The following is a 14,103-nucleotide window of genomic DNA, read 5'->3' as shown; positions in this document are numbered from 1 at the left end:
AAGGGGTCACTTTTCATCAACCGATAGCGGTCACGGTTCAAGGACCGGCGACACACCCCTTCCCGTGTGGCCAGGCTGATGTGTCCCTGTAGTGCTGGTTAGCCGTGCATCGCGGTGCTGTAGACGTACAGGGCGATCACACCGGCGACGCAGGCGAGGATCACCCATGAACCGAAACTGGTGTGTTTCCCACTGCCTTTGGGCCGCGCGGCCTTCCCGGACCGCTTGGACCGCTTGGACCGCTTGGGCGGCCCGGGCGCTGCCCGTCCTGGCGCGACCGGCGCCACATCAGCCGCCGCCTCGGCGAGCAGGCGACGGCAGGTCGCGGCGAGCACGCCTGTACCGGCGGAGAGGGGCACCACGGCCTCCGAACGCGCCGGAGCGGTGGTGCCGCCGTCCAGGATGCGCCCCGCGCGTACGAGGACCTCATCCCGGCCGCCCGCCGGAGCGAGGCTGATCCACCGCCGTACATGCTCACCCCGGATGACCACACCGCCGGACCGCTCCCGGTACACGGTGTGTTCCCGCCACAATATCTCCGCCAACTCCCCGGCCGTGTCCCTCAGTTGCGCGCTCATAGCGCCTCCCCCTCCACCCCGCGGCAAATCGAACAAGCATCGCACTCTAGCGGCAGGGTCAGAGCGGGGTTCAACAGGCCACCGGCCAAACCCGCTCCACCGACCTCAGCTGTCAGTGGCAGTCGAAGCGCCAGTCCCACGGGAGGCCGGGGCACTGGCGGCAATGGAAGAAGTAGACGCCGCCGCAATCGCCCAACTGTATGTCGCCGGTGATGGTCAGAAGGTGCTCCATGCGGTGTCCGCTCTCGCAGTTCGGCCAGTCGGCAGGCTGCGTCCAGGCGGGCCAGCCGCCGGCCTTCGTCCCGATGATGTTGGAGTCGGGTGGCCACATGGAGCCGCCCGTCGGCAACCGGAGACGAGGTTCCCAGGTCTCCCACATGTCCTTGGGTAGATCAAGCCACCTCGGACAGTCCTCCGCGGTACTCGGGGACAACGTGGACGGTTCCGGCATGTTGTCCTCGTCGTACTCCCCCTCGCTCACCCCGGGGATCTCGGACAGCAGCCCTCCAGCCACGACCTCCGCCTCGTTACGCCAGTACAGCTGCGGCATCACCGGGCCGGGATCCTGCTCATGCATCAGCGCGCACCACACCAGCTGCAGCAGATCCTTCCCCTCCGGGAACTCCAACCCCGGCACATCCCGGGCGAACAGCTGGAGGATCGGCACCATCGGCACCGCGCCCGGGACGATCTCGGTGCGGTTGCGCCAGTCGGATCCGTACGTCCAGTGGTCTTCCTGCGCGCAGTACGGCCACGGCTCGTCCGCGGGCCACAGCAGCTCGCCTCCCAGCGAGCTCTCCCGCACGCCAGGGTCGCCGGGCTCCGGGTTGAGGAGGGTGGTTTCCCGGGCAAGGCCCGCGTACTCCGGTATCAGGGTGCGCAGATCCTTCGCGGGCAGCTCGGGCGTGTCTCCGGGCATCGTGGCTCCTCAAGCTTACAAAGATCGACGGAACGCTGCGGGCACGTTAGTACGCGCCACCGACAACCTCCTACAGCAACGGCCGCCTCATCACGCCCCCTGGCTCCTGCCGCACTGGCCCATGCGGGTCATCAGCTCACGGGTGCCGGCGCCGGCGGTCGACGCCAGGATGTTGCCGGTGTACCGGAGATCGTGAAAGCGAAGCTCCGGGCAGGGTTGTGAAGATCGCTTCGGGGTTGGCATACTCCTCCCGCCGCCCCCCACGGCACGAGCTCCCGACAAGCTCATCAATCACCTTTGGGGGGATAATGAACACGTCTGTCCGGTTACGCGCGTTCACCCGGCTGACCAGAACCATCGGCGCGTTCCTGGCCATTGGGGCGGTGACAACGGGCCTTCTGGCGAGTTCTCCGGCGTATGCCGTCGAGGTGGAATCCGGGACGTTCGATGTCGTCAGCGAAGTCGGGGACCCCGTCGGCGGCGGATACTCCTACTCGTACACCGACGGCGAAGGTTCGGCCGCCGCCATGTCCGCCGGCTGGAACAACGACGGGAACCAGATCACCGTCATCGTCCAAGACGGCGCGAGCGGCGATCGGTGGAGTGTCGTCATGGGGGCGGAGTACGGGAAGCAGTTGGCCCCGGGAACATACACCGGCGCCGCCGACACACCGACGTTCGGTGCGCCGAAGCTCTCCGTCAGCGGCACGTTCTACGGCTGCGAGTCCGAGGGATCCTTCACCATCGACCGCATGGTCCTCGGACCGCGCGGCTATGTGGAGGCTCTGGACGCGAGCTTCGAACAGCACTGCGTGGGCACTGACCCCGGGCTCACCGGCCAGGTCCACCTCACCAACCCACCGCCGCCCGCGGAGCTGGCGCTGGGCGTCGACATCGCCGCCTCCGGCACGGTCGGAGCAAGCGGGCAACCCGCCGTGCACGGCACCGTGACCTGCACCGAACCGGTCAGCGTGCTGGTGAACGGCAGCATCGACCAGGTCGTGGCCAAGGGGGGCCTTGCGACTGCCTCGTACTACACGCGGGTGGACTGCACACCGGGCACGCCTGCCGCCTGGGCGGCGGACGGGACCGTCGTCGGCGGCGTCCCCTTCGAAAAGGGTGATGCCGCGGTCGAGTTCAAGGCACAGGCGACCGATCCGGTGTACGGGCACACGGTCGTCACCGACCTCGGGACGGCCAACGTGTCCCTCCGCAAGAGCTGAACCGGCTGCCCTAATTCACCACCTCCATTATCTACCTTTGGAGCTTTCTTGAGATTCCACGCACGCAAGAACGCCTACTCGCGCATCACCACCGGCCTCGCTGCGGCGCTGGCTTTTACGGCTGTCGCGTCGGGCCTGCTGGGCGGCGGCACTGCACAGGCATATGAAGTCGAGACCGGAACCTTCGCCTTCGGCGGGGATGCCGGCGAGTACATCAGCGCCGGACAGTCGTACTCCTACACCGATGGCGAGGGCTCCCAGGACGGAATGACTGTCCAGGGCTACACCGCCGGCGACGGTGTCGGAACCGGCGTCGGCGTGTTTGTCGACAGTGCCAACGGCGACACGTGGTCCTTGCACCTCGAGGCACCGTGGGGCCCGTCGCAGCCGCTGGTGCCCGGCACCTACACCGGCGCCAAGGCCAATCCGGCCCCGGGCGAGCCCCGGATCGAGCTCAGAGGCAACGGCCGGGACTGTCTTGCCGAGGGCTCCTTCACCATCCGCTCCGTGGAGTTCGCGACCCACGGTTATGTGAAGGCACTCGACGCTTCCTTCGAGCAGCATTGTCCGGGAGCCACAGAATCGGTGCGCGGCGAAGTTCGCCTGAACAATCCGGAGCCGCCCGCCGAGACGGTGGTCGGGCTGCAGGTCGCCGTCGACGGCATCGCCGACAGGAACACCGGGAAGGCTGTCGTCCACGGCACGGTTACATGCAATTCGCCTGTCACGGTCGATTCGTACGGCACAGTGAGCCAGACCGTCGAAGGCTCCACGGTACGCGGCTCGTACAGCACAAAGGTGGCGTGTGTGCCGGGCGAACCCACGCCGTGGACCGCGCAGGCCACACCCACGGGTAACGTACCGTTCCAGCGCGGCGAGGCCACCGTGATTGCCCGCTCCACCGGCACTGACCCGTTCTACGGCCACACGATCACGGCTGACTACAGCGGCTTGCTCCAACTCGACAGGAAGTGACGGCTGCGCTCACCTTGGCACGAGCCGGGCAGCAGGCTCGGCTGACGCGAGGTCAGCCTCGGGGAGCGGACACGTGTACGTGTCCGCCGTGATGGTGATCGAGGAGGGGGGCGGGCGTCGCCGCAGGGCTTGGACCCGATCGGAGTCCAGCGCGATGCCCGCGCCCCGATGCCCTCGACGCAACAGATCGCGGCTGCGGTCAGGAGATCGGCTGCGGTCAGGAGATGAGGATGCCGATGCCGTCTCCGAGCAGTTTCGCACCGAGGACGAAGAACAGGACCGCCATCACAGCGACGTTGTGCCGGGCGGTCCAGTCCTTCCAGCCGCTGAGCACAGCTGCCGCCCGATCACCCGTGAACAGCAGTACCCCGAGCGGGGCCAGAAGTCCGAGGCTACCGATGACCACGAAGACCGCCAGTGAGGCGATCTGCTGCCCTGCGGGGAGGCCGGCCGCGCTGATCGAGGCAGCCGCCGCAATGGTCAGCGGGGCGTTTTTGACATTGGCCGCCGCCAGGGCGAGCCCGAGGCCGAAGATCTTGATCGGCGTGAAGCGGTCGATCGCGGCCATCCATTTCGGAATCTGCGCCTCCTCGACAGCGGCGGGACGCCGGTGCCACTGCCGGGCACCGAATAGCGCAAGCAGCAGCCCCAGTCCGAGCTTGAGGCCCCCCACCCAGGTGGCCGGCTGCTGCTGGGCGGACGCGCCGCCGGGTCCGCCGATCAGCAGCATCACTACGCCCAGGGCCGAAAGCCCCACGATCCAGCCGATGGTGAACAGCAGCCCGTTGAGCAGACCTCGTGGCGTGACGAGCACAAGGATGATCGCGATGATCGGGAGCGGGCTGATCGCGACACCAGCCGCCAGGCCCAGCACATCACCTAGCACTTTATCCATGGCGCCCTCCGGGCGGCGATCAGGGATGATCCGACCGACCGGGCTCAGCCCAGCCGCTCTCCTTCAGCCCCTGTGCGCTTCTCGGCCGTGCGCCGAGCGCGTGGAGAACCTCTCAACAGACATCATCGACCGCATCGCCGAGCCACGCGACACCGACAACGAGGAGCGAGCCGCGGCTGAGAGCCTGTCGGGTGACCTCCGACAGGCTCTGAGCGGCTCCCGGGCGGTTCTCCGGACCGACCGCAGGAACTGCCGATCAGCGACTGGCTCCCTTCAACGCGCGGCAGCCGCCCGACCGTCCTACGCTGATTACGAGCAGGGTCGGCCCGGCCCGCAGCCGCCGTGCCCGTGGGCCGGAAGGTGCGTCGCGCGTCGTAACCACGGGGTCCATGCGGCAAGGCCACGGTCCGGGCCGGACGCGCCGCGGCCGGCGGGCACTCCCACCCCCCCTCGGCCGCCGGGTTCAGCGCAGTTCCTCCGGGCACGGCGTGCCGGGAGACAGCTGGTAGGGCGCGGCCAGCCGGTACACGCCCGGCCGCGGCGCGAGCAGTTCCGTCCACTCGTCGCCGTCCTCGTCCTCCTCGACCTTGTTCAGGCAGCCGTTGGTGTTGACGAAGGTCCGCGGGCTGCTCTCGTCCTCACGCTGCCTGGACTCCTCGGTCTCCTGCGGCCGCTCAAGGCTCTCGCCCTTGTCGTCGACCAGGGCGAGCCAGCGCGAGTGCGGGATACGGATCAGGATCCGGCCGGCCTTCTTCACATGGATGGTCAGCTCGTCCGCACCGGCCCGGTCCACCGTGGCCGGCGGATCGGCCAGCGGTACCGGGTTGTCGACCTCGAAGAGCCGCCAGTTGGCATCGGACCAGACCGGCTTCAGATACGGCAGCCCCTGGTCGACCAGCTCGGCCTCCTGCACCGCACCGCTGGAGTCCGGTGCCCCCTTGGGCAGCACCACGTAGTGCACCGCCCAGCGGTCGAGCCACTGGTGGTAGTTGGCGCTGTTCAGGGTGTCGTCGTAGAAGAGCGGGTTGCGCTCCATGTCCGCCTGACGGTTCCAGCCACGGGCCAGATTGACGTACGGCGCGAGCGCGGACGCCTCCCGGTGGCTGCTCGCGGGCACGACCTCGACCCTGCCACGCTCCGCGCCGACCTCCTGCAATTCATTGACCAGCGGGGCCAGTTCACGCGCCCAGGAGGCAGTGGGGGCGGTCCGGACGATATCGTCGACGCCCTTGAAGCCGATCCAGAAGTTCAGCCCGACGAACGCGAGGACCAGCGCGTACCAGCGTCGGGAGCGCGGCACCGTGTACGGCAGCGCGGCGAGCAGCACCACCCCGGCGAGCAGCATCGCCATCCGGGTGACGTTCGAGCCGATCTGCGAGTCGATCAGATAGGTCAGCAACGTCCCGACGCCGTACACGGCGGCTGCGGTACGGACCGTCTTCCAGTCGCGCGGTACGAGGACGAAGACGAGGACCGCGAAGAGGAACGGCAGCGACAGGGTCGCGATCGACATCGGCTGCGTACCGGAGAAGGGGAACAGCCACGCGGACAGCGCCACGACCGCGACCGGGGCCAGGCCCAGCGCGTACGCGCCGGGGCGCCGCTTGTTCAGGAAGAGCGCGGCGGCGACCACTCCCAGGAACAGTCCGGCCACGGGGCTGCTCGCCGTCGCGAGCCCGGCGAGCGGGGCGGCGACGGCCGCCTTCGCCCACCTCCTACGGGGGGCGCAGCGACAGCTGCTCCGGTGGAGCCGGTGCTCGCACCGGAGGTACGGCCAGCAGAACACCGCGGCCACCGCACCCACCGCGAACATCATGCCGAGCCCGAACGTCACCCGCCCGGACAGCGCGTTGCACAGATACGCGAACACCCCGGCGAGCGAGCAGGCGAGCGGATTGCGGACGGCCCGGACCCGGACCAGGACCAGCGCGGTCAGCGCCGCCGACACGGTCCCGGCGACCATCATCGTCGTACGCACGCCGAGCACCGACATCAGATACGGCGACACGACGCTGTACGAGACGGGGTGCATGCCCCCGTACCAGGCGAGGTTGTACGCCGTACCGGGGTGCCGGCCGACGAATTCGGCCCAGGCGTCCTGGGCCGCGAGGTCGCCGCCACTGTTCGCGAAGAAGAAGAACCAGAGCACGTGGGTGACCGCGGCGGCTGCCGTAGCGATCGTCACCGGGTGCCGGAGCAGTCGCTCGGCGCGAGTACGCCCAGACGGGGCGATACGTGGCTCGGGGGCGTCGGGGGCGGGCGCGACTGTCCGCGTGTTGCCGCCGCTGCCCCTCATGCCTCTGCTGTCGGCCGCTTCACGGCCGGGCTTCGGCTCCGCGGTGGTCACTACGGCTCCCCCCGTCTCCCCGAATCCGCCGGACCCGTACCCCGTACACCTGTGAGGACGACTCCCCGGCATCCTTGAGTTGCTCCGGGACGCTAACACGTACGCAGCCGGAAAGAGGGTGCCGGGATCGGCACCCTCTTTCCGCTACTGGGCCGTTTCGGCCATCGGCCGGTCAGCCGAGCCGGGTCAGCTTGTCCTCGATCGCCGGCTCCGCCATGTCGCTCTGCAGCGCGACGGGCACCTTCACCTGGCTGGTGCCCTCACCCACGGTGAGCGTTCCGACGTGGGTGCCTGCTGCCGCCGAGTGCGGGATCGTCTTTCCGTCGTCGGTCAGTTCGAGCTTGACCGTGAGACCGGGCCAGCCGACCGCCGACACGTCCTTGGTCGCGACCACCGGGGTGCTGCCGCCCAGTCCGTCGGAGACGGTGCCGACGACATCGCCCTTCTTCACGACCTGGGCGCTCGTCAGCAGATCCTGGGTGGCGATCATGGCTTCCTTGCTCACCGCGTTGGCGGTGTCGATGATCGGGGCCTTGTGCTGGCCCAGCACGGCGCCCACGATCAGCTGGTCGGTGTCGCCGACCATCTTGTGCGCGGCGAAGAGCAGGTTGCCCCCGGCCTTGGTGGTGGAACCGGTCTTGATGCCGAGCGCGCCGTCGTACGGGACGAGGGTGTTGTAGTTCCGGTGGGTCTTGCCCGACGGATCGGTCCACGACGGCAGCTTGGTGATGTCCATCAGCGCCGGGATCTCCACCAACTTCTGGCCGAGCTTCACCTGGTCCTCAGCCGTACTGACTGTGGTCGCGTTGAGACCGGACGGATCGGTGTAGGTGGTGTTGTTCATGCCCAGCGACTTGGCGGTGTCGTTCATCTTCTCGACGAACGCCTTCTCGGATCCCGCGTCCCAACGCGCCAGCAGCCGCGCGATGTTGTTCGCGGAGGGGATCATGATCGCGGAGAGCGCATCCTGCTCCGTGATCTTGTCGCCTTCCTTCACGGTGTTGAGCGTCGACTCGCCCTCCGAGTCCAGCTTGCCCTCCGCCTCCGCCTTGGCGTCGACCGTGATGGAAGGGCCCTTCTCGCCCCTCTTCAGCGGGTGGTCCTTGAGCACGACGTACGCGGTCATCGCCTTGGCCACGCTACCGATCGGCACGGGCTTCTGCTCGCCGAACGAGTCCACCTCGCCCAGTCCGGTGGCCGACATGTAGCCCTGGCCCTCATCGGGCCACGGCAGCGACGGCTTGCTGCCCTTGAAGGTGTACGTCGGCTTCGCCGACATCTGGAGCTCGGGATCCGGAAGCGGGCGCACCACCTGCACGATTGCAACGACGATCACCAGAAGCAGGACCAGCGGGGTCCAGATCTTGACTCGGCGGACGGCGGTGCGGACCGGCGTCTCAGGCGGCGGAGGCGTGTTCGTCAGCTCGGCCAGCAAATCGAGCGGCGGCTTGGGCGGCATCGGCTGCTGCGTGGTCCGCTCGGCGCGGGAGAGCGCGGGAGCGGAGGGCGGCGTGCCGGGCGTCGCGGCGGAGACGGCTGCCGGTACCGGTGTCTCGGGCTTACGGGGTGTCGGCGCCGGTGCCGGTCGTATGTCGTCCCCACGCAGGGGTACGAACTTGCTGGTCCGCTCGGCGGCGGACTCGGGCTTCGGCTCCGCGTCCGGCCTCGGGGCGGGCGGGGTGATCTTCAGCGCGGTCGTCGGCTGGTCGACCTTGGCCGCGGCGGGCGCCCTGAAGACGGCGGTCGGCTGATCGATTCCGCGCTTGCCCTCGGCAGTGTCGGCGGCCTCTGCCTCCGCGTCCGCTTCTGCCTCCGCGTCCGCTTCTGCGTCTGCGTTTTCGGCGTCCTCCGCGACCTGCGCACTCTCGGGAGCAGGAGCCTCCTCGCGCGTCCCGGGAACCCGGGCCTCGCCGGACGTGCCATCTGAGGCGTCATCAGACGACTCGTCTGAGTCTGCGGCACCGGCGTCGGCATCGGAGTCGGAGTCGGAGTCGGCGTCACCCGACGCGGTCGTTTTGTCCGAGACTCCGTCGGCCGAAGCGACCGGCTCAGGAACGTCGGTGCCCGTGCCGTCCGCGTCCGCATCCGCATCCGCATCAGGCGCAACTTCGTCCTCGGACGTGGCGGCCTTCTCGTCGTCGCCCTTCGAGTCCTCGTCGCCCGCGCCGTCGTCCTTCGTCACCCATGCGGCAACCGCCTCACGCAGCCGCGCGTCGCCCTCCTCGGGCGCTGCGGCATCGGCGGAATCACTCCCGGCGGTGCCGGCGGGCTCAGCGCCGTCCGAGTCGGCCGAGGACTCGGCGGACCCGACACACGCGGAGCCCTCGGCGGACTCAGCGGCCTCGGACGCCTCCTCCGGGCCCTCAACGGCCTTCCCTGCCTCCTCGGCCCCGTTGGCGCCCGAAGAGCCCTCAGAGCCCTCAGAGCCCTCAGAGCGCGAGGAGCTCTCCTGAGTCCCCGAGCCCTCACCATCCCCGTCGGACGGCCGCGCCCGGAAGTCGGCCGTCTCCGTGTCCGCTTTGCCGCTCTCGCCGCGAACGTCACCCTCGCACTCGCCGTCGCCGGACAGCCCCGGCCCCGACTCCTGCCCCGTACGAAATACGGCCGTCTCCGTGTCCGTCCTGCCGCCGGCTTCATCCTCGGTCGGCGGCTCACGGAAGACGGCGAGTCGCGGATCACTCTCGCTCGCGCTCCCAGCCGTCCCCGACGACTTCTGCTGCTCCGACTTGTCGGGGGACTCGCCCGCCACCGATGCCTCCTCCATACGCCGCGGGGAAACCCCGCGCTGTCCGAACCATCTACCAGTGTCCTGTGTGAACCACCGGCCCGGCTGCTAGACGAGAACGACATACCTACTGGTTCCCATACAAAGCACCCAGGCGCTCTCGACAGACCAATGTGAGAGGGGTCACCCTGTCATTCATCCACGCGGGGAGGCATGGATGGGCAGGAGCCGCAGAACAATTCCGGAGGAGCTTCTGCTGCTCGCTCTGGACCCGACCACGGGTACCACAGCGCAGCCGCAGTCGCTCGACCTCGGCCTCGCCGGAGCTCAGCTAGTGGAGCTGGCTCTGGCAGGACGGATAGCCCCTGACGGGGATCGTATCGCCGTGGTGATGCCACGGCCGACAGGAGATCCGACTCTGGACTCCGCACTGGAACTGCTGCGCCGACGCGGCAGCCCGGTTCGGGCGGTCCACTGGATTGGCGGGCCCCGGCTGGGGCTGCGCCAGATCTACCTCGCTCACCTGGAGCGATGCGGCATGGTGCATGCCGTGGCGGGCCAGATGTGCGGAGTGCTGCCGACAACTCGCTACCAGGCGACGGACACGGCAATCAGCCGGGACATCAGAGCCAGGCTGGACAGTGCGATCCGCACCGGCGTACCGCCGGACCCGCGGACCGCGGCGCTCGCCGCGCTGGCCCACGCGGTCGGACTCGGCAAGCACTTGTACCCCGGGAACGAGGGGCGTTCATCGCGCTCCCGGCTCCGGGACCTGATCAGGCACGACCCCATGGGCGGACTCGTGGCGCATGCCGTGATGGACGTCCAGAACGGGGCGGTCGCACAGCCGCGCCGTAGCCAGGCGGCCGGAGCGCCGTTGCAACCGCAAGTGCAGTCACAGTCGCGGTCACGCCGCGGCAGCATGGCGCACACCGCGGCCCACTAGGACCGCACCCGTCGCCGCACGCACCGCAGCACCGCAAGCACCGCAAGCACCGCAAGCACCAACCGAATACCGCCGCACCGTCGTCCCCAAGACCCGGTTCGGGAGCCGCACCAAGCGCGGGGCAGCCGGAATCAATGGCTGCCCCGCGCGCTTGCGTGTGGCCGTTTCCCAGCGCGGCCGGGGGCAGGGGTGGCAATCTGCTCAGCAGTAGATACGCACAGCTACAAAGCCGGAGGTGCCGTTTCCGTGCCGTCCAACGTCAATCCCACCGTCAGGCGACGCCGGTTGGGCCAGGAATTGCGCCGACTGCGCGAGATCAAGGGCATGACGGCCGAGGAGGTGGCAGAGCGGCTGCTGGTCTCGCAGTCGAAGATCAGCCGCCTGGAGAACGGCCGCCGCTCCATCAGCCAGCGCGATGTACGCGATCTCTGCGGGGTGTACGAGGTCGAGGACCAGCGAATCGTCGAATCGCTCATGGAGATGGCCAAGGATTCGCGCCAGCAGGGCTGGTGGCACGCCTTCGGCGACATCCCGTACAGCGTCTACATCGGCCTGGAGACCGATGCCGAATCGCTGCGGGTGTACGAACCCCAGGTGATCCCGGGCCTGTTGCAGACCCGCAGTTACGCCGAGGCGCTGATCAATGGCGCACTGCCGGAGACCCCGCCGACCGACATCGACAAGCGCGTCAGCGTCCGGGCCCGCCGCCAGGACCGGATCACCACCCCGGAGCATCCCCTGCGACTGTGGGCGGTGATCGACGAGTCCGCGCTGCGCCGGCTGGTCGGCGGCAAGCAGGTGATGATCGAGCAGTTGGAGCAACTGGTCGAACTGTCGCGCCTGCCGCACGTGACCGTGCAGGTGCTGCCGTTCGAGATGGGCGCGCATCCCGGTATCAACGGGCAGTACGCCATTCTGGAATTCCCGGACGCCGCGGACTCAAGTGTCGTCTACATCGAGGGCGTCACCAGCGACCTCTATCTGGAAAAAGCCAATGATGTGCAGCGGTACAGCGTCATGTACGAGCACCTGCGGGCGCAGGCGCTGAATGTGGAGCAGACCCGGCACTTCATCAGCGGCATCGCGAAGGAGTACGCCGACCGCCCCGGCACATAAAACCGGACAGCCCGCAAAGTCCGGTATGCGGGAAATGAAGCGATGTTACGGTAGTGGCGGCGGCACGGTACACCGCCGCCACCCGCGAGGGAAGACCTGGATGGCACATAGCATCCGGTCGAGTGAACGGCCCCTTCACTCCAGGAACTTGGCGAGTAGCGTCGATCACACCAACCGGAACGCTGTTGGTGTCATTTACACGACTCTCTGAACCGGAGTGAACATGGCCATTCGTCAGGGTGCTACGGACAAGTGGACGAAGTCCTCGTATTCCGGGGGCAACGGCGCCTGCGTCGAAGTCAAGTCCCCTCTCACGCAGGCAATTGCCGTGCGCGACTCGAAGGCCCCCGAGGGCCCTTCGATCACGTTCGTCCCCGCCGCGTGGAACGCCTTCGTACGTGACGTCGGCAAGGGCGCCGTCGACGCCTGACCGTGCTTTCCCCCGTTCGCATCGCAGCATCGATTCCGGCGTTGCCGGTAGCCCTCTCGACCGGTCCGCCGTCCTGGCCGAGGGGGCTCGATGCTTGACTCTCAGCGCAGCTGGTCGACATGGAGATCGGTGCCTGGCACGGTCGGGATGAACGGCGCCACCAGCTCCACCCGCCCCAGGCCGGATTCCGCGACCGCCGCGTCGAGCCCGGTGAAGTGCGCGTCCCAGCAGCCCCGCGGGTCCTCCTGGAGAAACCACAGCAGGGTCAGCCGGGTGTCGACGCCCTCGACCTGCTTCACATAGGTCATCCGGTCACCGGGCAGCGGCGTGGGACGGAAGACGGTCACCATCGCCGCCGGGGAGCCGCCCAGCCGCTTCGGCAGATGCCGCGAGCGCAGCCACTCCAGCAACTCGGCCCGCTGCTCATCCCCTTTGGCGTCGATCACCTGAAGGATCAGCCCGCGGTAGGGGTGGTCGAGTGCGTGGAAGTCCCGGGGCCCCGCGGCGCCGTCCCGGTAGACCGTGGCCTCGTGGTCCTGGAACGCGGTGAACACATGGGTGCGGTCCTGGTAGACCCGGCCGTCCCGGTTCAGCCGCTTGTTGATCCCGACGGTCCACTTCATGTGGTCGTCGTAGCGTCCATCCGTCACCCAGTACGTGGACAGGTAACACCCCGCGCCGACCGGCTGCGCGACCGCGGACTTCTCCGGGTAGCGCAGTTCCCGCAACTCCCTGGTGGCGACCCAGCGGCGTCCCGCGAACATCCAGGGCATCGCCATCCCGCCTGCGTAGTAGTGGTCGTCCTCGTACCAGCGGTTGTACGCGTACTCATGGCCCGGGTGCGGTTCGACCATGGTGATCAGCGCGTGGCCGGGATGGACTCCGTACGGTCCCAGCGCGGCCAGCTCGCCGTAGGTCTCGCTCCGCGTCTCGTCGCTCATGCCGTTCCCCTTCCGTACTTTGCAGCGGCGCCCTACTCTGACGCCCCGTCAGCCGAACTGCCAGAGCCGGGAGGCCGCCGATGTTGCTCGCGGGGAAGACAGTCATCGTGTCCGGGGTGGGCGCGGGGCTCGGGCATCAGGTCGCGGCGACGGTCGTACGGGACGGCGGCAGCGCGGTGCTCGGGGCGCGTACGGCCGCGAATCTCGCGAAGTCGGCGGCGGAGATCGACCCGGATGGCCGGCGCACCGCCCATCTGGCCACCGACATCACGGACGAGGCGCAGTGCGAGGCGCTCGCCGCGCTGGCGCTGGAGCGGTTCGGGCGGATCGACGCGGTGGTCCATGTCGCCGCCTGGGACAGCTACTTCGGCGGGATCGAGGACGCCGACTTCGCCACCTGGCAGTCGGTCATCGACGTCAATCTGCTCGGCACACTGCGGATGACCCGCGCCTGCCTGCCCGGCCTCAAGGAGCGGGGCGGCTCGGTGGTCGTCATCGGTACACAGTCCTCGGTGGCCGCACCGTCCCAGGTGCAGCAGGCGGCGTACGCGGCCTCCAAGGGGGCGCTCACCTCGGCGATGTACTCCATGGCGCGGGAGTTCGGCCCGTACCGGATCCGGGTGAACACGGTGCTGCCCGGCTGGATGTGGGGTCCGCCGGTGCAGGCGTACGTACGGTTCACGGCGCACACCGAGGGTGTGCCCGAGGTCGAGGTGCTGGGCAGGCTCACCGAGCGCATGGCGCTTCCGGACCTCGCCACGGACGGCGATGTGGCCGACACCGTCGCGTTCCTGGCCTCGGACCGGGCGCGAGCGATCACCGGGCAGTCCCTGCTGGTCAACGCCGGCGAGCTGATGCGGTAGGGGCGGTTCGTAAGGCCAGTTCTCGTCTTCTTCAGGGCGGCGCACACCTGGAGCAGCCGCGCCGGGCCGCCGACGGGCGCGGCTGTCGGCAGCCCGGCCCGGCTGTCCGCGCTCGGCTGTCCGCGCTCGGCTGTCCGCGCTCGGC

General features: G+C 68.8%; 12 protein-coding genes. 6 read left to right on the top strand and 6 right to left on the bottom strand.

Annotation, left to right across the window (positions count from 1 at the left end):
- Positions 1–98: 98 nt before the first annotated feature.
- Both ACZ3IC_RS00595 and ACZ3IC_RS00590 read right to left on the bottom strand, forming a co-directional pair.
- Positions 99–578 (bottom strand): hypothetical protein, encoded by a 480-nt coding sequence (locus tag ACZ3IC_RS00595; RefSeq protein ID WP_467411225.1) that lies wholly within the window; start codon positions 576–578, stop codon positions 99–101.
- 112 nt (positions 579–690) lie between these two features.
- Positions 691–1,497, bottom strand: coding sequence for a YwqG family protein (locus ACZ3IC_RS00590; protein WP_467411224.1), 807 nt, complete (start codon positions 1,495–1,497; stop codon positions 691–693).
- A gap of 308 nt (positions 1,498–1,805) precedes the next feature.
- Between ACZ3IC_RS00590 and ACZ3IC_RS00585 the strand changes: the two genes are divergently transcribed.
- Together ACZ3IC_RS00585 and ACZ3IC_RS00580 are read left to right on the top strand one after the other, a co-directional pair.
- Entirely contained in the window at positions 1,806–2,720 is a 915-nt protein-coding gene (locus ACZ3IC_RS00585) for a hypothetical protein (protein ID WP_467411223.1), read from the top strand.
- A gap of 48 nt (positions 2,721–2,768) precedes the next feature.
- Complete coding sequence (locus ACZ3IC_RS00580) at positions 2,769–3,695, top strand: hypothetical protein (RefSeq protein WP_467411221.1); 927 nt, start codon at positions 2,769–2,771, stop codon at positions 3,693–3,695.
- Positions 3,696–3,912: 217 nt separating this feature from the next.
- Here the strand turns inward: ACZ3IC_RS00580 and ACZ3IC_RS00575 are convergent, their stop codons facing one another.
- The 3 genes from ACZ3IC_RS00575 to ACZ3IC_RS00565 all read right to left on the bottom strand — a co-directional run bounded on the left by ACZ3IC_RS00575 (position 3,913) and on the right by ACZ3IC_RS00565 (position 9,686).
- A complete protein-coding gene (locus ACZ3IC_RS00575; protein ID WP_467411220.1) occupies positions 3,913–4,590 on the bottom strand; it encodes a GAP family protein in 678 nt (225 codons plus the stop codon).
- Between the two features lie 463 nt (positions 4,591–5,053).
- Entirely contained in the window at positions 5,054–6,937 is a 1,884-nt protein-coding gene (locus ACZ3IC_RS00570; RefSeq protein ID WP_467411219.1) for an MFS transporter, read from the bottom strand.
- Between the two features lie 172 nt (positions 6,938–7,109).
- The gene (locus tag ACZ3IC_RS00565) at positions 7,110–9,686 is read right to left on the bottom strand and encodes a serine hydrolase (RefSeq protein ID WP_467411217.1); all 2,577 of its coding nucleotides are present in this window, start codon (positions 9,684–9,686) and stop codon (positions 7,110–7,112) included.
- 193 nt (positions 9,687–9,879) lie between these two features.
- Between ACZ3IC_RS00565 and ACZ3IC_RS00560 the strand changes: the two genes are divergently transcribed.
- The 3 genes from ACZ3IC_RS00560 (at position 9,880) to ACZ3IC_RS00550 (ending at position 12,154) form a co-directional block, all read left to right on the top strand.
- Complete coding sequence (locus ACZ3IC_RS00560; RefSeq protein WP_467411216.1) at positions 9,880–10,608, top strand: GOLPH3/VPS74 family protein; 729 nt, start codon at positions 9,880–9,882, stop codon at positions 10,606–10,608.
- A 246-nt stretch (positions 10,609–10,854) separates the two neighbouring features.
- Entirely contained in the window at positions 10,855–11,724 is an 870-nt protein-coding gene (locus tag ACZ3IC_RS00555) for a helix-turn-helix domain-containing protein (RefSeq protein ID WP_467411215.1), read from the top strand.
- A 223-nt stretch (positions 11,725–11,947) separates the two neighbouring features.
- Positions 11,948–12,154: a DUF397 domain-containing protein gene (locus tag ACZ3IC_RS00550; protein ID WP_189278436.1), complete on the top strand. Its 207-nt coding sequence runs from the start codon at positions 11,948–11,950 to the stop codon at positions 12,152–12,154.
- Positions 12,155–12,255: 101 nt separating this feature from the next.
- Here ACZ3IC_RS00550 and ACZ3IC_RS00545 read toward each other — a convergent pair whose 3' ends face one another.
- Positions 12,256–13,095, bottom strand: a complete 840-nt coding sequence (locus tag ACZ3IC_RS00545; protein WP_467411213.1) for a hypothetical protein — start codon at positions 13,093–13,095, stop codon at positions 12,256–12,258.
- Between the two features lie 80 nt (positions 13,096–13,175).
- Here ACZ3IC_RS00545 and ACZ3IC_RS00540 point away from each other — a divergent pair, with 80 nt between their 5' ends.
- The gene (locus tag ACZ3IC_RS00540) at positions 13,176–13,958 is read left to right on the top strand and encodes an SDR family oxidoreductase (RefSeq protein ID WP_467411211.1); all 783 of its coding nucleotides are present in this window, start codon (positions 13,176–13,178) and stop codon (positions 13,956–13,958) included.
- Positions 13,959–14,103: the final 145 nt, after the last annotated feature.

This window comes from Streptomyces sp. NPDC002958 (assembly GCF_055563255.1).
The sequence above is the reverse complement of the archived record's forward strand: the minus strand, read 5'-3'. Positions and strand labels throughout refer to the sequence as shown.